Here is a 19,699-nt window from a genome sequence, read left to right as displayed (position 1 = left end):
CGGACAAAATAAATTTTTCACAAAAACTTATTGATAATTTATAATCTGTTTATTGCAGTTCCTCTTCCAATACCTGGGTATAAAGTTCACGTAAGCGGTTCACCAGTTTTTTCACCAGTTCCGCATCCTCTTGCAAGGCCGCCCTTTCAATATCCGCGCCCAGGTCTGAAAATTCCGGAAAACCATACGCCCCGCCAGAACCTTTTAAGCCGTGACCGATATACCTGACAGTTGTAAAATCATGCACCAAGGCAGCATGTTTAAGCTTAGCCATTTCTTCCGCCAAATCCTGTAAATACCAGGGCACCAGGGATTCAACCCCCTGCTCTCTGACGCGCTGCTTTTTATCCCTTGTACGGTGAGAAATAAACTTGTCAATGGTGCGCAACAACACATCGCGCTTAACAGGCTTGGCCAGATAGCCGTCACAGCCGGCCGCCAAGCATTTTTCTTCATCTCCTTTCATGGCATGAGCCGTCAGGGCTATAATGGGGATATCCTGATATTTTTTCTGACTGCGAATTTGCCGCGTGGCTTCATAACCGTCCATAACAGGCATTTGCATATCCATCAAGATAAGGTCAAAGCGATTCCGTTCAAGAGCTTGCAGAGCTTGCAAGCCGTTTTCGGCCACTGTTACCTGGAATTCAGCCGCCAGCAGCTGTACCATTAAACGCTGGTTAAAATGGTTATCCTCCGCCAACAAGATACGAACACGCTGCTGCCCCGCCTGTTGCATACTTTTTCCGGCAATGCCGTTTTTAATTAGCTGCGCCAGCTCTTCCAGCAAGATGTCAGCCCGTACAAAACTTTTGTTTAAAATTCTTTCATATTTATCGTTTAATTTTTGGTAGTCAATCTCTGTTAATTCTTTGCCTGTATTGATTAAGACAGGAATATGCTTAAATTGCTGTGCGGCCCGCAGCCTGTTAAGAAACTCAAAACCGTCCACTTGCGGCATCATCAGATCTAAAATAACGGCATGAGCTTTACCGCCGCTAAAAATATATGCCAGAGCCTCCTCAGCATTTAGAAAGCTGTGGGTCTGGTAGCCGGCACGGCCCACCACATTATGCAAAAATTCCAGTACCGGTTTGTCGTCATCAACCAGCACTACATGAGTGTCCTGGATCTGGCGTGACATGGTCAGTTTATTGAGACGCTTGATGAGATTTTGACCCGACACCGGTTTCTGAATAAAATCCACCGCGCCCAGCGAAAAGGCCTTATCCTTTTCGGGCAGCACAGTACAAACAACAACAGGAATATCCTGGGTTTGTTCGTGTCTTTTAATCTTTTCCAATACTTCCCAGCCACTCAGGTCTGGCAGCAAGATATCTAAAATAATGACATCCGGCCGGTAAATCTTGGCCATGGTCAGGGCTTGTTTGCCCTGGTCCGTGGCAATTACCCGGTAACCTGCTTTTTCCAGGTAATTGGCAATTAACTGCTGACTGGTCCAATCATCTTCCACCAGCAGCACAACTCCCATTGTTTCCTGATCCGGTTCTTTTAAAGGCAGCGATCCTTCAACGGCCAGTACAGTTAACGGTAAGGTCAAGGTGAATTGGGAGCCGCTGTTCTCTTCACTGGCAACCGTAATCCGGCCGCCCATCAGTTGGGCAAGGTTCCGGCTGATGGTGAGGCCCAGGCCTGTGCCGCCGTATTTTCTGGTGGTGGAACCGTCGGCCTGAGTGAAGGCTTGAAAGATAAGCTCCAGTTTGTCCTTAGGGATACCGATGCCGGTATCTTCTACAATAAACTTAAGTTTGATTTCATTTTCCTGCACCGGACCTTCACCGGCAACACTAATTTTAACATAGCCCCGGTGGGTAAATTTAGCAGCATTAGACAGCAGGTTGTTTAATATTTGACGAATCCTGGTGGGATCACCCTTAAAATAATCCGGCAGGTCTTGCTGCAGTTGGATGATCATTTCAACATTACGCGCCGCCAGTTTGGGTTCAACCAGGCTGACTGCTTCATGGATGAGCTTGCGCAAACTAAAATCGGTCCTTTCGAGCACCAATTTGCCGGACTCAATTTTAGACAAATCCAATATATCATTAATAAGTTCCAGCAATTGTTCACCGCACTGTTGAATTACTTTAACGCTTTCCGTCTGCTCATGGGTCAGATTTTGCTGCAATAATACCTCGGCAAAACCAAGAATCCCGTTCATAGGGGTCCTTATTTCATGGCTCATGTTAGCCAGAAATTCCGATTTGGCCCGACTTGCCTGTTCGGCCGCCAGCCGTGCTTGTTCTGCCTGTCTTTTGGCTTCCGCTACCTCGGTAACGTCAACCATCATTAATAATATGCCGTCATAGATATTATCACGGTAAATCGGCTGGATACTCATAATCACATCCATATTATTTAACCGTCGGGTAACGGTGGTGCGGGGGTGATCAGGCCGGGTACGATAAAGCTGCACCAGAGATGTAAGTTTTTCCAGGGTATCGCCGCTGTGCAGCTCCCAGATCCTCCTGCCGATCAATTCCTGGCGTGTTTTTCCCATCATCAAGGCACACTGCTCATTAACCTCGGTAATCACATCATCTGCATTGGCCAAGGCAATAGAGGCATTCATTGCCGAAACAATCGCCCTCAGCTTGGCAGCCTCCCGCTCGGTTTCTTCCCGGGCCTGCTGTAATTTCAATTGGGTTAGTTTATGGTTGGTTATATCTCTGGATGCCACATAAAAACCAATAATTTTACCGCCGGGAAGCCGGATGGGATTGGCATGTACATAGAGAATGTGATTTTTTTGGCTTAACTCGCCCCGCCAGGAATCACCCCGCATCAAAGACAGCAGCAATTTTTCCCCGCCCCGGTATACATCTTCAATACCCATGCCATAAATATCCTCTTGACGGCAACCCAATAACCCAAGAGCAGCCGGATTGGCATATATTAACCGGGCGCTTGCGTCAAAAATAGTAACACATTCAATGGAACTGTTATTGGCATGCATGTGTAAACGCAAAGTTTGTTCCATCAGGGTACGCTCGGTAATATCCACAAAAACGCACACACCGCCGGCGTACCGACCGCTTGCATCATGCAAAAAAGAGCCGCTGGTCAGGATGCGCCGGCGTCCCCGCCGGGTATTAACCTCAACCTCAATATCTTTATAACAACCACCTTTTTTCATAGCCTGGTAGAGGTGACAGTTTTCTTTTTGACACCGGCAGCCCAACAGTTGAGCGCAGCTCATGCCAATAATTTCATCCGGTCTGATTTCAAAATAAGCAGCGGCAGCCGCGTTTATTTCGGTAATCTCCATCTTGTCATCAACCACAAATACACACTCGGTCATGCTTTCAAAGATGGTTCTTAGCTTGTTTTTTTCATTGGTTAGGGTGCGGTTGGCTGCCTGCAGCTCAAGCAGCCGGGAATCAGGTCCTTCCCCGACCCATTCACTGCAAAAACTAATTTCAAAGCGGTCAAAAAAAATGTTCAAGGCCTCACCGGCCTGTGCTTTTTCTTCTTTGGACAAATTACTTTCGTTAACAACATCTAAATATGACCGTCGATAATACTTAAACAAACCTAAAAACATGGCTAAGGTAATACCCATGGCTCGGTGAGTTCTGGCACTTTTAATACCCAATTGCACAGCAGGGTGCTCGCTTGCCGTTTCAGCAACCCGGACAGTCTCGGTTGCACAGTTATCAAAGTAATCAGTCAGGCATTTAATTATTTCTTGTACAGAAATACGCCAATTTTCCCGGCGGGTAGAATTAAAGCGCGTAAAATCACCGGCCTTGGCGTAATCAATTAAACTGGCCACAATCTTGTCTTCGTTTTGGGTGAGTAATTGTATTATCTTGTTTCTCACACCGCTACCCCCCACCGTTTTTACTGTCGGTAAACCTGCCGGTGTGTATACCACCCGGCCGACAACCTGTTGATGCACCGGTAACAGCCTTGATCAGCAAAAGAAGCCTTTTCGGCAGTCTGTATCTTTGATGATATCAAATATGTATTGATTTTGCTTAACTTAAATATTACAAAAAAATAAATTTTCCTGTGTCGACCATATGGCATATAACCGGGCCGGCCTGACAATTGTCAGGCCGGCCCGGTTAATCAACTATTTAATAATTGATTTCAGGTTTTCGGTGGCTGCAAAAAGCTCTTGAGAAGCGGCAGCAATCTGTTGGGCCACGGCAGCAGAGGAATTAGCCAGCTCATGAATTTGTTCCGACTCCTGCCGAAGGTTGCTGATTAGTTTTTCCAATTCTTTTTGATGCTGCGCCACCTGCTCTTGATAAGTATGGATAGCCTTTAATTTTTCATGGGTATCAGAAGACAGCTTCATTACTTCGCCGGCCACCACCGCGAAACCCCGCCCGTGTTCACCGGCCCGGGCTGCTTCAATTTGCGCATTAAGACTCAACATCTTGGTTTGGTCCGCAATGGCCGCTATGTTATGTGCTACTTCCGTAAAAAAGCTGAAAGTTTCCATTACAGCCTTTACCTTCTCATGCAGCTGTTTGATTTCCTCATCATGGGTTTCAATATTGCCCAACAGGCGACCGGCCATGTCAGCATTATTCTGGTTCCCGGATACAATCTCGTTAGTTGTTGCAATTAACGCTTCCGTATTGGCAAGCACCACTTCATTTACTTTACGGGCTGCCTCATGCAGCTGTTCGGCCCGTTCCTTTTGATAAACAATACAACCACCCGCTGTGTTCTCCTGGTTATATACGGCTATGGCCCGCTCCCGACAGCTCCTGTAACCGCAGGCCCGGCAATTTAACTCATCCTCCGGAGTAAATTTGCCGTCCTGCTGCAAGATAGCCCTTAACTCCTGTTCGGAGGGCATTTTTCTCATGTACTTGCGGTTTTGCCAGGAGCGCCAAAAGCGTTTTTCTTGGATCAACTTTTCGACAACAGCCAGCCACTCTTTAAATTCCGGAGCCTGGACCGTGTTTTTTACCACAAAACGGTATCCGTTATATTTTTTAAATAAACCTTTTTTTTGCATTTTGGCAAAACGATGCCGGGTATAGTCTGCCACAATTTTTTTGTTTTCCAGCAGGCTGCCTTTTACTCCCATGGCTTTACCCACAATGCAGCCTTCGCAGTACAAAATATCAATTAATAAAGGGTAACCCTTTAAATTATTGTCTTTCTTTTTGTCCAAAGCCATGTGCTTGAGAAACTCAATACTCCTGTCCTCGCCCTCTAAAATTAAAATATCATCCCCGATAGGATTTAATTCCAGCTTACCTGAAAATTGCTCCAGCGTTTTGGTAAGCCCGCCGGAAATGGGAAACCCTGCCCCGTATAAGGCCTCAATGCCGTCACCCTCTATTGGCGGCAGGACGGATGGCTTAATGTTGGCATTATCCAGCCAGTTGCACAGCTCTTCAAATCTCAAGACAGCGTCAAACAATCCCAGCTGTTCATCCAGCAGTTCGGATTTTTTAGCCACGCAGGGACTGGCTCCGATAATGGCCGCCTTATCCTTGGTCCAATGCTTCACCAGTAAGGCCTGGGCAGCCATCGGGCTTAACACCGGCGCAAATTCTTCAATTAATTCCGGCACATGTTTTTCCACATAATTCATCAGGGAAGGACAAGGACTGGTAATAACATGGGTGTTTTCTCTGCCCTTTTCGTTAATTCGTTGTGCAAGGTAATCCAGGTATACTTTGGTTACCACATCGGCGCCAAAACCGGCTTCATACACCAAACTGAAACCTAACTTTTTCATGGCTGCAGCAAATTGTTCCGGCGAGCAGCCATATCTTTTTTTAGCTACAATAACATAAGAGGGAGCCAGCACCAGTGCGCATTGCCTGGCAGCCAGCAATTGCTGTACCGCCTGGGTGCTGTCTAAATATCTTTTGGCCCCCTTGCTGCACACGCCGATACAAAGGCCACAGCTAAGGCAACTGTCAGCAATAATTTCTGCTTTGCCCTGGTCTGTTTTTATGGACTTGGTATGGCAGACTTGCAAGCAGGCAGAACACAGGCGGCACCGTTCTTTATCTGTATAAACCACTTGCTTCAGCATAGTTTCCCCCTTATGACACGAAAGATTATGATGCGAAATACTATTTTAAAGACATCTTAGCACATATTTCCTAATCATTCTACATTATTTTACTAATTAACAGAAAATTAAACATAATAAAGTATTTATCACACTAAAATAACACCCAAATTTTTTTATTAAAAATACTTGCTACAGCCAAAATGTTTTGTTATAATAAGTTTCGTCGCTGGTTAATACCTTACGGCCCCTTGGTCAAGTGGTCTAAGACACCGCCCTTTCACGGCGGTAACACGGGTTCGAATCCCGTAGGGGTCACCATTTTAGCGGAGGGATTCCCGAGTGGCCAAAGGGAGCAGACTGTAAATCTGCCGTCAGATGACTTCGAAGGTTCGAATCCTTCTCCCTCCACCATAATGGGGCGTCGCCAAGCGGTAAGGCACCGGTCTTTGGAATCGGCATTCGTTGGTTCGAATCCAGCCGCCCCAGCCATTTAAAAGACTGTCTTTATAAGATCTTCAAGGATCTTTTAAAGACAGTCTTTCTTTTTAATATAAAAGAGGTGCCGTCATACCAGGCCGGCCCCCTTTGGTTGAAATAAATATCTTAAACAGTCTGAACAGGCCGTCTTAATGTTCCTGCCCTTCTTAAGTGGCGGGTTGATTAATACCGCTGAGGCGCTGTCTTTTCTTCATTTCCCCTGCCCGGCCGGTTTCCCAGATGGCTTGGTAGCCGACGGTTTCCCTCATGCTGCCCACATGTTTGAGCGAACCCCTTATTCTTTTGCGCATGGTTAATTTCCTCCAAGTAGTTTTTAATATTGTTTTCTGTTCCGTTTCATTTTATTTAAGTCTAATATAAATTTAATTTAAAACTAAAGAATTGTCAGTTATCTTTCAGTATAAATCGTCAAAATGTGACATAATAACATTACACTTGAAAGTTAGGCCTCTTTTCCCGGTAAATATGCGCCGGGGCTTTTTTTGCAAAACAAAAGTTTTATAATTTTAGCCCTTGCACAAACAAATAATCTTTGCTATAATCACTATTGCATTGAGCAAGCAGTTTATCAATTATTAAGCGGCAGTGGCGGAATTGGCAGACGCGTAAGATTCAGGTTCTTATGTGCAGTACGCACGTGGGGGTTCAAGTCCCTTCTGCCGCACCAAAAAACACCTCGCAGGTTAACTGCGGGGTATTTTTTCTTTGCTGGTTTCGCCGGAGGAATATTATGCCGGTCGGGTAAAATAAATGTTAAAATTTTATTATATTACTCTTGCATGTTAAATATTATTACGCTATAATAACATTTGTCGGCGGGCAAGGCGCCCGTTGCAAAATAAATATGCGGCAGTGGCGGAATTGGCAGACGCGTAAGATTCAGGTTCTTATGTGCAGTACGCACGTGGGGGTTCAAGTCCCTTCTGCCGCACCAAAAAAACATCCGGCTTATCGCCGGATGTTTTTTGTTGACAACATTACGGCAATTTAAAAATCCCCTGTTGTGATTTGCTAAAGCACCGGCGGCATGCAGCCTTTGCTTAACTTCTGCCAAGGTGTCCGCAACGTAATTAAACGTAATTAATAGATGTAACTGTCTTAAATCAGCCCCTTTACACTTCTACATGTTTTTCTCCGGCACGAATTTTGCTGTTTATAACTTCTACCAGAAACATGGTAGAAAATACATGGTAAAGTTCTCCTACTACGCCTTCAACCGAACCCGGCCGGTCATGCAGAGGGCTTTTGAGAACAATGGCAAAACCATAACGTTCTTCCATGCTGCGGATAAATTCTTTAATTATTTGTTCTCTGCATTCACTGCTGCCGATGTGCTGCCATACTGCCCCGGCATTAACCTGACAACCGGCAATTTCCCCTGCTAAAGCTAAAAAATCCTTGCGAAAGGCTGTAAAGGCAGGCTTTTCAAGCTGACCTATTTTCACTTTGCCACCTCCCGACTTAACGTTAAGATAATAACTGCATAGTTATATTATTTATTATAGGATTAATTTATCTTTTAGCAAGCATGTCCCGGCTGAAGCAGGCTGTTGACAAAGGTATGCCAAAATCTCGAGGCGGCTTTATGATTCCTGGCCGGCAACAAAGCACCGGCCATTGTACTTAACAAAACAGACAGCGGGTTGGCGCCCTCACGTGAACGCCAACCCAACTTACCAATTACCACTTATTTATTTCCGGACACTTCATTTTTAACAGGTTAAAGGAAAAGGGAGCAAAGTATTTTTCCCGGTTGCTGCATTTTTCGTTGGCACAAACAAGAACCGGTATCGATTCAGCATGACAAACCTCCAGGTCATCCTTCACATCAACGTTAACCAATCTCTCTACCAGGTTACAGCCGCAATCAGGGCACTTTTTAATAAATTGGGTCAATTGAATCGCCTCCTCATGGTTAGTGTGAAAAGTATTACCCGGATAATTATTGATTAAATATTCAGTTAGTTTATATTATTTAGTATATTATATTCCTGATAACAACCTTAAAGCAATATTATTATGTCATAAATAAATATATGTTATATACTAATAGTCATAATAAACCGACCCCCGCAAACAAACAGAGGGTCGGCCGGCAAGGCAACCCCTTACCTTGCCCCGGGTGTCGGTTTGTCCAGTGGTTTTGTTGACACCTTTGCCCGTTAACCTTTCCGCGCATCCCACAAGCGACGGGTGGGTTTACTGATATTATGGCCGCTCATTCTTTCATTATTCTGTTATTGTTCCAGGGCGGCGGCAAATTGAGGAAAACTGTTGTAAAACACCAAATCATCCACCCGAAAGATACTCCTATGTTTCTCCAGCAATTTTTTTAACGGATAGCCTTCCGCTGTGTCCACAATAACTACTTTTTGAAGTGATTTATTATTTACCATCGCCTTGCGAAACAGCCAATTTGACCTGAAATCGGTGGCGGGAAAGGAATAACCAATGACAATGATTTCTTTGGCCTGCTGCAAAGCATTTCTGGCTTGCCGCCATAAATGCGGGATAAAGGGAATGGACTGGTAGTTTTTCATTAGGGTGGGTGGGATGATCACCCTGCTTAGCCTGTGGCAGCAGTGAGCAGCCGTGCATTGAATCATATTGGCCATACCATGAATAATTATGCTTTGCCCCTTGGCGTTTCGGTGCTCATAGGCATACAATTGACCGCACTGCGGGCAATACAGCCAGTTTAAGGACCCATGTAATTTTAACAGTTTAACATTTGAACTGCCGGCCGCTGGGTCAGGCAAGCTGCTCCGGCGATGCGCGCTGCTTAAGGAAACACAATTAATTCCATAGCCGTCCTTGATATACCATTTGCTATTGCTGCTAACCAGATGGCGCAAAGCATAATCCATTAATAACTCATAATTAAATGAGATGACGGTATCGCCAGGTTTTAATGATTGGGCAATGCTATGGTGATAGGGGCATGGTTTGCCGTACAAAATCTTATCGAAGGTCAGCGCCATTAATAACAGGTACTCTTCATAGGCCAGCAATAAACTGTCTTGCTCCTCTCTGTCCTCCTCCATTTCAATGTTTAACAGGGTTAGAACTTCTTCCATATCCAGATTGGCCCGGTCAATTTGTTCCCGGTTAATGCCCCAAAATTTTTTAATAAAATTAAATATATGGCGGAAGTCTAATGCCTCATCAGCAAAATAACGGTCTTTAATTTTGTGAATATCAATAACACGCATGGCTTTCTGGAAAAAGTTTTTCGCCACCGGGCTGGTTTCTCTCAGATAAGAACCTGTATAGGCTGCTGCGGCCCCCGCCCCCAAAACATACACTTTGGTCACTGGATGCCTCCTTAAATCCAAACCGTCTTTTTTATTATGAACCGGAATAAAAAAAATAACCGGTCACAGTTTCCGGTTAAGAAATAAAAAACCTGATTATCTGAGCAGCTAAGAATACTCCGCCAAACACACAGATAGTTTGGGCAGTCCTCCTGGCAGCCGGCGTATCTTCATGCTCCAGCCACGCCAACACTTCTTCGGTTAAGGACACTTCCGGCTGAGTGACCTTTGAATCAGCGGCTGCAGGCTGATAAGCCACGGGCAATTGAGCTCCTTTTATCATATTCTAATCACTCCCGAACATTTGTTTTATTAATATGATTTTAATACCAAACAAATGTTCTTGTCAATTACATCTAAAAAATCCTGTCATAATTTAGTGACAGGATTTTTTAGATGGATTACTGTTTACACTTAACGTTGTAAGGGATAATTCGTTTTTCCCATGTGCGCAGGGTTACGTGCGTATTATGGTTTTCTACAATATACTGCGGTAATACCGGCGTCTTACCGTAACCGTTGGGAGCGTTGATAATATAAGTGGGAACCGCCAAACCGGAAGTATAACCCCGTAACTGCTCCATAATATTTATGCCGTCATTAACACCGGTGATAAAATGCCTGGTTCCCTTGACAGCCTTGGCGTGAAAAATATAATAGGGGCGCACCCTGATTTGCAACAGTTTATGGTTTAGCCGTTTCATTACATCCGGGTCATTGTTAATGTCTTTTAACAGGACGGCCTGGTTGCCTAATACTACCCCTGCTTTAATCAACATATCACAGGCTTTTTTGGCTTCAGGAGTAACTTCCAGGGGGTGATTAAACTGTGTGTTAATATAAATGGGCGGGTATTTTTCTAAGACGGCGCATAGTTCCGGGGTAATTCTTTGGGGCAGAGTAACCGGTGTACGGGTACCGATCCGCTTGATTTCAACATGGGGAATTTGATCTAATTGGCTTAACAACCAATCCAGTTGTTTATCTGATAACAGCAAAGCATCGCCGCCGGTAATTAATACATCTCTGATTTCTTTATTCTCCCGCACATATTGCAGGGCGGCTTCTAATATTTTACGTGGTTTGTGTAAATCAAGCTCACCGATATTGCGGCGGCGCTGGCAGTGCCGACAGTACATGGCACACTGGTTGGTAACATTAATAATTAAACGGTCTGGATAACGCCTGGTGACTGCCGGGGCAGGCGAGGTAAATTCTTCCCCCATAGGATCTTCCAGACCCGAACGATCTTGCACTTCCTCAATACTGGGTACAGCCTGCCGCCACACCGGTCCGTTTATACCACCGGCCATGGCCAAAGCCATATAGTAGGGTGAAACCGCCCACCTGTACTGACGCCCTACCCGTTGAACAGCTTGCAGTTCTGCAGCATCTAAATTAAGCAGTTGACTTATTACGGTGACGTCGCTGATGCGATTAGCCATTTGCCAGTGCCAGTCATGCCATTGGTCTTCAGTGGCCTGCAAAACCTGCAGCAGCTTGTGTTTTGCCTGTTGATATGCTTCCTGCACCTCAAAGCCACTGGGGATGTTAGCTTTGTTTTTTAAATAACCGTCAATACGAGATCTCAGTTCTTTTGCCCTTTGCAATGCAATAAGCCTTTTCTTGCTCTCCAGTTGCACTTCTTCCTGCCGTAAATTAACAGACACTTGCATCCTCCCTTTCTTTATAGCTTACGAAGTTAGCTGACGGGTTCGGGTCGAAAGGTTAAAACCCTACCTGCACACAAGCACAGGATTCACCCCATAAATGGTTCCTCCGCTCCCATCCCGGGATTAAGCTATTTTTTTCCAGGCAACGCCATTAAAAAAACAAGTTGCCTGTTCCATTATATCATAAAATGACTGTTACAACAATAAAAACGAGGGCTAATCATCCCCCGTTTCAGAATACGGCAAACCATGTCTGCCCTGCCGGCACAAAAATTCTTTATGTTTTTCATCCGGTGCGGTGGTCCTGGCTAAACCCGGATTAATCCCTGCCGGAGAGCAGGATCCAGGCGGCCATAAATGGTTAAAATATCACCCGCTTGAATGACGCTGTCTGGCTTGGGGTCCAAAATATCTTCCTGGCCCACACGCTGGATCGCCAGCACTTTTTGGTTGCATAATTTGCTTTGGGACAAAGTTTGTCCAACTAAAGGCGAATCCGGCACCACTTTCCAATCTTCTATTTTATACAACTTGGTTTCCAAAAGAAGTGTGTGTTCCATTAATTCTTCTGTCAACCGTGAGATTTCATGATTCAGTCGATCTCTTTCCTTGACCAGTTGGTGCAATCTCTCGTGAATACTAACCAATGCCTGCCGTTGATCAAAATCATCCAAATATTTTCCGGCCGCCGCCACTGACTTTACCACCACCCCTACGCCGGCAGCCACTTCAACAATTCCCGCTTCCTGCAAGAGAGTTAAAGCCCGCCGAATGGTTTCCGGCGATACGTTATATTTGCCTGCCAGGGTAGACCGACCAAAAATTTTATGTCCTTCCGGATATTCGCCCCGTACAATGCGGTCTGCCAAGTCTGCTGCAATGGTCAAATACCGCGCCACATGCACCTCGTTGTTTGACAAGAGAAAAACCCCCTGAAGTATTATGCTAAGTTAATATTATAACTTGCCCGCAAAAAATACAAAAGTGGGTAAATCACCCACTTTTCAGACTGTAGACAAAGGTTGTAAAACAAAGTAAGGTGATTTATGATCCCCTGTCGGCGACTTGTCGAAGCACCGGTTACAGCACTTGATGAGCGAAAGGAGCCATTGGGGTGGCGCCCACAGGACGTGGGCGCCAGCCGAACCGGGCCAGGAGGGCCCGTTTGAGGCGACCCCAATGGCCACCGTAGCGAATCATAGTGCTGTCGGTGCGTAGACCGGAGCCAAAGGGGATCATAAACCACCGCTAATATTTGTTGACACGCTGAAAAGTGGGTAAATCACCCACTTTTGTACGCACTTAGAAATTGCCTAGAAATACAGGTCTCTTTCCCCGGCTTCAATTTGTTTAAGACGTTCTTCTGTAATTTTTCTGATTTGCGGGTTGCTGATTTCGGCCAGGTGCCGGCGAATGGTTTCTTCTCCCACTGCCCTGGTCTCAGGCGAAGCATAGTCAAGCAGGTATTCTTTAAAGGTAAGGATAGCATTGGGCTGGCAAACGTTTTGAATTTCACCGCTTTTGGCCAGGGCCATGAACCTGTCGCCGGTGCGCCCTTTACGGTAGCAGGCTGTGCAGTAGCTGGGCAGCCAACCGGATTGGCAGACGCTGCGCAATACCTCATCCGGTGTACGGTGGTCATCCACGCTGAACTGCGGGGCATCTTGTTCGCCGCCGCACCGGCTGCCACCCTCAGCCAGGCATTGCTGACGCTGCAGTTCCCGTTTGTAGCCGCCTACGCCGGTACAGGAGCCGGCAGAAATTTGTGATATGCCGTAGTTCAACAACATATCACGATAAGCGGGCCGTTCCCGGGTGGAAATAATCATGCCGGTATAGGGAACTGCCAGGCGAATAATAGCTACCAGTTTCATAAACTGGTCGTCATTTACTAAATAGGGGAAGCTGTTGTAATCCACTCCCAGGGCCGGCCGTAAGCGCGGCACCGAAATGGTATGCGGACCTACACCGAAACGTTCTTCCAAATGCAAAGCATGCATCAACAGACCCAAAACTTCAAATTTGTAATCGTACAGGCCAAACAGTACACCAAAGCCAACATCATCAATACCGGCCATCATAGCCCGGTCGTGGGCGGTGGTATGCCAATCATAATCAGCCTTGGGGCCGCTGGGGTGCATCTTTTGATAAGTGGCCCGGTGATAGGTTTCCTGGAATAAGATATAAGTACCAATGCCGGCATCTTTCAGTTTCTTATAATCTTCAATAGTGGTGGCGGCAATATTGACGTTGCAGCGGCGGATGCTGCCATTGTCAAATTTAATACTGTAAATTGTGTTTAAGCATTCCAGCACATACTCAATCGGACATTCTCCCGGGTGTTCGCCGGCTTCCAAGGCCAACCTCTTGTGTCCCATTGATTCCAAAATTTTTACTTCTTCTGCCACTTCCTCCTGGGTTAATTTGCGGCGTTTAAACTTGTTATCCCGGCGGTAGCCGCAATAAACACAGTTATTGACACAGTGATCACTGATATACAGCGGGGCAAACAAGACCAGACGTTTGCCGTAAATCTTCAGCTTTATTTCCCTAGCCACTTCATACATTAAAGACAGCAGTTCTTCATCTTCATTTTGCAGCAAAACGGCTACTTCTTCCGGCGTCAGCCCCCGGGCCTGCCGTGCCTTTTCAATTATCTCTCTGACGCAGGCCGCCGGAGCTTGTTTAGCTTCCTCCAGCATACGGTTGATTTCTTCTTCCTTAATAAAATCTGCCGGTTCCCACTGGTTATGATAAATCTCCGCCTTGTTAATTGCCATCAGGCTCACCTTACCTTTCTCCGGCCCAAGTGTCCGGACTTTTTTTAAATATTTCCTTGGGGCTGTCGCCCCGACCCGTACTAATATACCGCCCCGCTTCTTTTACCAGCCTGGCTATCTTTTCGTGAGATTCCTCCGGGTTTTCTTTACTCCCGGCCTTTTCCGGATAAATTTGATACAATTGGCGATAGCCGGCCGGTGACAAATTAGGCATGATTACATTGGCACCGCAGGCCAGGGCCATCCGGCGTCCTGCCGGGTGCAAGGTGCCGATGGCGGTGGTGGCCGGCAGGTGGGTTTGCGGCAGGAGGATTCTTGCCACTGCCAGGGTTTTTAGGGTTTGCTTTAAATCTCCGGCCGGACTGTCCTTTAACGGTGTCTGGTGATGGGGAATAAAAGGTCCGATGCCGGCCATTTCCACATCCAATTCCTTTAAGAGCAGGAGGTCATCCGCCAAAGTTTCCACCGTCTGTCCCGGCAGCCCTACCATATTGCCGGAGCCAACCTGGTAACCCAATTCGCGCAGCCATTTCAGCCGCTTGATCCGTTCTGCCAGCGAGGTGCCCGGCCGCAGGCCGGCAAACAACGCGGCATCCGCTGTTTCGTGTTTTAGCAAATAGCGATCCGCACCTGCTTCTCTCATGAGTTCATAATCACGCCGGCTGCGTTCGCCCACACAAACGGTGACAGCAAAGTCACCTGCTTCCTTGACTTGGCGGATCATCTCAGCCAATTGTTCACCTGAATAGGCGGGATCCTCCCCGGCCTGTAAAACGATGGTACCGTAACCTAAATCAGCAGCATATTTGGCGGTAGCCACAATTTCCGGCAGCGGTATGCGGTAACGGCGAATGGCCCGGTTGCTGCGCCGCAATCCGCAGTAGTGGCAGTCGTTACGGCAGAAATTAGAAAACTCAATAATGCCCCGCAGGTGTACTGCATTACCAAAATTTTTCTGCCGCACCGCATCGGCCAGTTCAAATAATTTTGCTTCCTCTTCTCCCGCTTGGGCTTGCAGCAGCACTGTAAGATCTGCTCTGGTTAGTTGGCTGCCATCGGCTGCCTTGTTAAATGCTTTGATAAAATCTTGCCGCACAGGCAATCCCCCTTTGTGGGCAAATTAATCTAAATCATCCAGCATCTCTTGTAACACCGGGAAGGGGGACAGGGCCCGTCTGAGAATGCCTTGCACATAGGCTATGCACACCCCGTAATTAACAATAGGAACACCCGCCTGTTGCACCTGCATAATGCGGGACAGCATTTCCCGCCGGTTAATCATACAGGAGCCGCAGTGCACCACCAGCTTATATTCCGACAGATCCGCCGGGAACCGGTGCCCGCTGCACCAATGAAAATCCAAATCACCGCCCACAATCTGGCGCAGCCAGCGTGGTATCTTGACGGTACCGATATCGTCTTCCATCCGGTGATGGGTGCATGCCTCGGCTATCAGCACTTTATCACCCGGCTTTAATTTTTCAATAGCTTTTGCCCCTGCCACCAGGGTTTCTAAATCCCCTTTATAACGGGCAAACAGGATAGAAAAGGAAGTTAACAGGACATCCGGCGGCGTATCAGCATCTGCTTTGAGAAAAGCCTGGGAGTCGGTAATCACAATCCTGGGTTTTTTATTTAAAGATGCTATACACTCCTTTAATTCCCTTTCCTTTACTACATAGGCCATGGCATCGTGATCCAAAATATCCCGGATGGTTTGCACCTGGGGCAAAATTAACCGCCCCTTGGGCGCCGCCAGATCAATAGGTACAACCAGTACAGCCACGTCCCCGGGATTCAGCAGGTCACCTACAATTGTCTGGTCATCCCAAGCGGGGGGGGCGGCTTTGATTATTGCTATTTTCAATTCAGAGATACCGGTACCGGTAAGAGCGCTCACCGCCACCGGTTCCAGTGCCAGTTTTTCTTTAATTTCATCAACTTGCTGCTGATTTACCGGATATTGGTCTGTTTTATTCAGTACCGCCACTACCGGCAGCTTTTTGGTTTGGCAGCGGGATACAATGTCCTGTTCAAATTCGCTTAGCCCGGCGCCGGCATCCATTACCAGCAGTACCAGGTCAGCTTTATTTAATACTTCAAGAGACCGCTGTACTCTAAGTTCGCCCAGTTGTCCGGTATCATCAATGCCCGCAGTGTCAATAATTACCACCGGACCCACCGGCAAAATCTCCATGGCTTTGTACACCGGGTCAGTGGTGGTACCTGGCACATGGGATACAACAGCAATATCCTGGTTGGTCAGTGCATTTATCAAACTGGACTTACCGGCGTTGCGCCGCCCGAAGATAGCTATATGAAGCCGATTTCCTCTTGGTGTGCTGTCCATCAGGTTACCCCCTTCAGATTATACTGGCTTTTGGCTTTGCGCTTGCCCGCCATCCCCGGCCGGGTCACTTCCTCCGGTCTTAGCAGTTGATCCAATTCAGCTTCTGTAAATAAGCCCGCTTGCAAAATCACATCCCTCACCGGGCGACCGCTTCTTAAAGCGGCTTTAGCCAGTTCAGAAGCCGTATCATAGCCCACCAGGGGCATGAGGGCGGTAATCACGCCTACACTGTTGTGCAGGTGGGCCAAACATTTTTCAGGTACCGCTTGAATCCCTTTAATACAACGTTCCGCTAACAGGTTTATGGCCTTGCTGAGGGTTTCCAGGGCCGGCAACAGATTGGCAGCCACCAGGGGCAGGAAAGCATTCAGTTCCAACTGCCCCGCCTGTACCGCCAGGGTAATGGCCAAATCCTGAGCCATGGCCTGGTAGGCCACCTGGGTAATCATTTCCGGCAATACCGGGTTTACTTTTCCCGGCATAATAGAGGAACCGGCTTGCAGGTCCGGCAGTCTGATTTCTCCCAGGCCCGCCCGGGGACCGGAGGCCAGGAGCCGCAAATCCCCGGCTATTTTAACCAGGCTGGCAGCATTAGCCTTGACCAGTCCCGCCACCTCTACAAAAACATCAGCATTTTGCGTACCGTCAATCATATTTTCGTTACGGGCCAATCCCAGTCCGGTTAAGGCCCTGAGCCGTTCAATCACCGAGTAGATGTATTTGCGCTCGGCATTCAGCCCGGTCCCTACCGCTGTGCCGCCCAGGTTAACTTGCCGCAAACGTTCTTCCACCTTGTATAAGCGCCAGCGATCCCGGGCAATGGCTTCTGCCCAGGCGGCAAACTCCTGGCCCAGGGTAATTGGCACGGCATCCTGCAACTGGGTGCGGCCAACCTTTAATACCCCGGCAAATTCTGCCTCTTTTGCCTGCAGGGCCCCCTGCAAATTGGCACAGGCCTGGGAGAGGCGTGCCAGCAAACGGATAGCGGCAATCCGCAGGGCGGTAGGGTATACATCGTTGGTTGACTGGGACATGTTAACGTGATTTACCGGGTGCACCAGAGAATAATCGCCTTTCCTGCCACCTAAAATTTCGATGGCCCGGTTGGCAATTACTTCGTTAACATTCATGTTAGTGGAAGTACCCGCTCCTCCTTGCAGGGCATCCACAATAAACTGATCGGCCAGTTTCCCTTCTGCCACCTCTGCCGCCGCCTGAAAAACAGCGCTGCCCAGGTTGGGCTCCAACAAGCCTAGTGCTATGTTGGTTTCGGCAGCTGCCTGTTTTACCACAGCCATTGCTTTGATAAGTTCAGGATGCACCCTTTGCCCTGATACATTAAAGTTTTCTGCTGCCCGTGCCGTATGAATACCATAATAGGCTGCCGCCGGAATTTCTTTGGGGCCGATAAGATCTTGCTCAATGCGGTACTGCAGCTTGCTCACCCCCTAATATTTTGTGCTGAGGGCAGATTTTACCTGAACTCCCTTGATATTGCCCAACTTGCCTGTCATGGCCCCGATTTCATCATTGGTGCCTTCCACGATGAGGGAAATAACAGAAAGGCCCCTTTCTTTATGGGGTATGCCCATGCGGCCGATAATAATTTCTGAGTACCGGCTCAGAATGTTATTTATCTCCGGAGCTTTGTTGCGATCTTCAATCACAATGCCCACCACCCCGATACGACGATGCAAAGCAGCCACCTCCAAAAATAAAACCCGTCACATGCCGGAGAAAGGCAGAGACGGGTAGTGTACACCCCAAAAGGCGTACCCCTTGGTCCAAGGCCGCCGGCCTTTCTCCTCAGGGAAACACTATGCGTTGTCATACCCTCCAAACCGGGTTAACCCGTATTTGTCAGGTGTTAATTTAATTATACTTATATAAAATTATCAGTCAATTTATTTTAGCTATTTTAGCAAGAATTTAATTTTTTTGTAATAACACAAAACAAAAAAATACAAAGTTTGACATTCTGGCTAACAAAGGAATATTTTACCCCGGTGTAGAATATCTAACTAACCGTTTTAGGACAGACACCTGTTATTGATAAAGACGTTAAAACTTAGGCTCCAGCCCAAGTCCAATTTAACACACGAGGAGTGATTTTAATGGCCGTTGGTCAAGAAGAGCAGCTGGTAGTGTTTCAACTTAACGATCAGCAATATGCCCTTCCTATTCACGAAACCCAGGAAATTATCCGCATGGCGGAAGTGACCCGCCTGCCCAATACCAGTTATTATATTGAAGGCATTATTAATTTGCGCGGCACCATCCTGCCGGTAATCAGCCTTAACCGCCGCCTTGGCCTGCCGGAAACCGAACAAAACGAAGATACCCGGATCATTGTGGTGGAAAACAAGGGCAATAAGGTGGGGATGATTGTAGACAGTGTTCTCGAGGTGGGACGGTATACGGAAAATGAAGTGGAACCTCCCAACATGATCGGGGACAATGTGGATTTCCTTAAGGGTGTCGTCAAGAAGGGGGACCAGCTCTGGCTGCTGATAAATTTAGATACGGTACTGTAATCCGTCTAAAAGCACAGCCAGGGCTGTGCTTTTCGAGTGTCGACAAATATTATCGGTGGTTTATGATCCCCTTTGGCTCCGGTCTACGCACCGACAGGGGATCATAAAACCACCTCGCTTTGTTTTACACCTTTGTCTACAGTCTGAAGCACAGCCAAGGCTGTGCTTTTGCTCAGGTAGCTAAATTGTAACTGCTGTGCCGCTGGCGGTTACCATCAGCATGCCTTCCCGAATTACTTCATAGTCCAGGTCAACACCTACCACCGCATTGGCCCCTAAGCGGCGGGCCTGTTCAGTCATTTCTTCCAGGGCCAGCTGCCGGGCATGGGCTAATTTGCCTTCGTAGGCACCGCTGCGTCCGCCCACAATATCCGTAATGCTGGCAAAAATATCCCTGACTATGTTGGCCCCCATAATGGCTTCCCCGCAAACCAAACCATAATACTGCCGGATTGGTTTCCCTTCAACAGTGGGGGTAGTGGTAATAATCATGTCAAAAACCTCCTCTTATTTTTTTAAACAAAGGACAGGTTC

The 19,699-nt window shown here is 47.2% G+C and carries 17 protein-coding genes, 5 tRNA genes and 1 riboswitch; of the genes, 6 read left to right on the top strand and 16 right to left on the bottom strand.

Going from position 1 to position 19,699, the window contains the following annotated elements; genetic code table 11:
• Positions 1-49 precede the first annotated feature (49 nt).
• Together DESHY_RS00900 and DESHY_RS00890 are read right to left on the bottom strand one after the other, a co-directional pair.
• The gene (locus DESHY_RS00900; protein WP_048817758.1) at positions 50-3,844 is read right to left on the bottom strand and encodes a PAS domain-containing hybrid sensor histidine kinase/response regulator; all 3,795 of its coding nucleotides are present in this window, start codon (positions 3,842-3,844) and stop codon (positions 50-52) included.
• A gap of 255 nt (positions 3,845-4,099) precedes the next feature.
• On the bottom strand, positions 4,100-6,034 hold the full coding sequence (locus DESHY_RS00890; RefSeq protein WP_008409712.1) for a [Fe-Fe] hydrogenase large subunit C-terminal domain-containing protein: 1,935 nt from the start codon (positions 6,032-6,034) through the stop codon (positions 4,100-4,102).
• A 224-nt stretch (positions 6,035-6,258) separates the two neighbouring features.
• On the opposite strand from DESHY_RS00890, the gene DESHY_RS00885 reads away from it, so the two are divergent.
• The 3 genes from DESHY_RS00885 (at position 6,259) to DESHY_RS00875 (ending at position 6,505) form a co-directional block, all read left to right on the top strand.
• A tRNA-Glu gene (locus tag DESHY_RS00885) sits at positions 6,259-6,334 on the top strand.
• Between the two features lie 7 nt (positions 6,335-6,341).
• Positions 6,342-6,427, top strand: a tRNA-Tyr gene (locus DESHY_RS00880).
• A 3-nt stretch (positions 6,428-6,430) separates the two neighbouring features.
• Positions 6,431-6,505, top strand: a tRNA-Gln gene (locus tag DESHY_RS00875).
• 155 nt (positions 6,506-6,660) lie between these two features.
• Here DESHY_RS00875 and DESHY_RS13960 read toward each other — a convergent pair.
• On the bottom strand, positions 6,661-6,804 hold the full coding sequence (locus DESHY_RS13960) for a hypothetical protein (protein ID WP_008409711.1): 144 nt from the start codon (positions 6,802-6,804) through the stop codon (positions 6,661-6,663).
• Between the two features lie 289 nt (positions 6,805-7,093).
• Here DESHY_RS13960 and DESHY_RS00870 point away from each other — a divergent pair.
• Together DESHY_RS00870 and DESHY_RS00865 are read left to right on the top strand one after the other, a co-directional pair.
• Positions 7,094-7,181, top strand: a tRNA-Leu gene (locus DESHY_RS00870).
• Positions 7,182-7,360: 179 nt separating this feature from the next.
• A tRNA-Leu gene (locus tag DESHY_RS00865) sits at positions 7,361-7,448 on the top strand.
• 178 nt (positions 7,449-7,626) lie between these two features.
• Here the strand turns inward: DESHY_RS00865 and DESHY_RS00860 are convergent.
• The 12 genes from DESHY_RS00860 to DESHY_RS00810 form a co-directional block, all read right to left on the bottom strand.
• Positions 7,627-7,959 (bottom strand): hypothetical protein, encoded by a 333-nt coding sequence (locus DESHY_RS00860; protein WP_008409710.1) that lies wholly within the window; start codon positions 7,957-7,959, stop codon positions 7,627-7,629.
• A 235-nt stretch (positions 7,960-8,194) separates the two neighbouring features.
• Positions 8,195-8,410, bottom strand: a complete 216-nt coding sequence (locus tag DESHY_RS00855) for a hypothetical protein (protein WP_008409709.1) — start codon at positions 8,408-8,410, stop codon at positions 8,195-8,197.
• 341 nt (positions 8,411-8,751) lie between these two features.
• Positions 8,752-9,828 (bottom strand): SIR2 family protein, encoded by a 1,077-nt coding sequence (locus DESHY_RS00850; protein ID WP_008409708.1) that lies wholly within the window; start codon positions 9,826-9,828, stop codon positions 8,752-8,754.
• Positions 9,829-9,904: 76 nt separating this feature from the next.
• Positions 9,905-10,111: a hypothetical protein gene (locus tag DESHY_RS00845; RefSeq protein ID WP_008409707.1), complete on the bottom strand. Its 207-nt coding sequence runs from the start codon at positions 10,109-10,111 to the stop codon at positions 9,905-9,907.
• Between the two features lie 118 nt (positions 10,112-10,229).
• Positions 10,230-11,498, bottom strand: coding sequence for a glutamate 2,3-aminomutase (gene eam, locus DESHY_RS00840; RefSeq protein WP_008409706.1), 1,269 nt, complete (start codon positions 11,496-11,498; stop codon positions 10,230-10,232).
• 6 nt (positions 11,499-11,504) lie between these two features.
• A riboswitch (cyclic di-AMP (ydaO/yuaA leader) is annotated at positions 11,505-11,641 on the bottom strand.
• 168 nt (positions 11,642-11,809) lie between these two features.
• A complete protein-coding gene (locus DESHY_RS00835) occupies positions 11,810-12,421 on the bottom strand; it encodes a GntR family transcriptional regulator (protein WP_008409705.1) in 612 nt (203 codons plus the stop codon).
• Between the two features lie 160 nt (positions 12,422-12,581).
• On the bottom strand, positions 12,582-12,740 hold the full coding sequence (locus DESHY_RS14170; RefSeq protein WP_162829789.1) for a hypothetical protein: 159 nt from the start codon (positions 12,738-12,740) through the stop codon (positions 12,582-12,584).
• A gap of 74 nt (positions 12,741-12,814) precedes the next feature.
• The gene (gene hydG / locus DESHY_RS00830) at positions 12,815-14,281 is read right to left on the bottom strand and encodes a [FeFe] hydrogenase H-cluster radical SAM maturase HydG (RefSeq protein ID WP_048817778.1); all 1,467 of its coding nucleotides are present in this window, start codon (positions 14,279-14,281) and stop codon (positions 12,815-12,817) included.
• Between the two features lie 10 nt (positions 14,282-14,291).
• Positions 14,292-15,377 carry a [FeFe] hydrogenase H-cluster radical SAM maturase HydE gene (hydE, locus tag DESHY_RS00825; protein WP_008409703.1) on the bottom strand — a complete coding sequence of 362 codons (1,086 nt, stop codon included), beginning with the start codon at positions 15,375-15,377 and terminating at the stop codon, positions 14,292-14,294.
• Positions 15,378-15,401: 24 nt separating this feature from the next.
• Positions 15,402-16,631: a [FeFe] hydrogenase H-cluster maturation GTPase HydF gene (gene hydF / locus DESHY_RS00820; RefSeq protein ID WP_008409702.1), complete on the bottom strand. Its 1,230-nt coding sequence runs from the start codon at positions 16,629-16,631 to the stop codon at positions 15,402-15,404.
• Positions 16,631-18,076 (bottom strand): aspartate ammonia-lyase, encoded by a 1,446-nt coding sequence (locus tag DESHY_RS00815; RefSeq protein WP_008409701.1) that lies wholly within the window; start codon positions 18,074-18,076, stop codon positions 16,631-16,633. Before DESHY_RS00815 ends, hydF begins: the two co-directional genes overlap by 1 nt.
• 3 nt (positions 18,077-18,079) lie before the next feature.
• A complete protein-coding gene (locus tag DESHY_RS00810; protein WP_008409700.1) occupies positions 18,080-18,328 on the bottom strand; it encodes a TM1266 family iron-only hydrogenase system putative regulator in 249 nt (82 codons plus the stop codon).
• A 417-nt stretch (positions 18,329-18,745) separates the two neighbouring features.
• Here DESHY_RS00810 and DESHY_RS00805 point away from each other — a divergent pair, with 417 nt between their 5' ends.
• Positions 18,746-19,165: a chemotaxis protein CheW gene (locus DESHY_RS00805; protein ID WP_008409699.1), complete on the top strand. Its 420-nt coding sequence runs from the start codon at positions 18,746-18,748 to the stop codon at positions 19,163-19,165.
• 180 nt (positions 19,166-19,345) lie between these two features.
• Here DESHY_RS00805 and DESHY_RS00800 read toward each other — a convergent pair whose 3' ends face one another.
• The gene (locus DESHY_RS00800) at positions 19,346-19,657 is read right to left on the bottom strand and encodes a YbjQ family protein (protein ID WP_008409698.1); all 312 of its coding nucleotides are present in this window, start codon (positions 19,655-19,657) and stop codon (positions 19,346-19,348) included.
• Positions 19,658-19,699: the final 42 nt, after the last annotated feature.

The sequence above is a fragment of the Desulforamulus hydrothermalis Lam5 = DSM 18033 genome, assembly GCF_000315365.1.
GTDB lineage: Bacteria > Bacillota > Desulfotomaculia > Desulfotomaculales > Desulfotomaculaceae > Desulfotomaculum > Desulfotomaculum hydrothermale.
The sequence above is the reverse complement of the archived record's forward strand: the minus strand, read 5'-3'. Positions and strand labels throughout refer to the sequence as shown.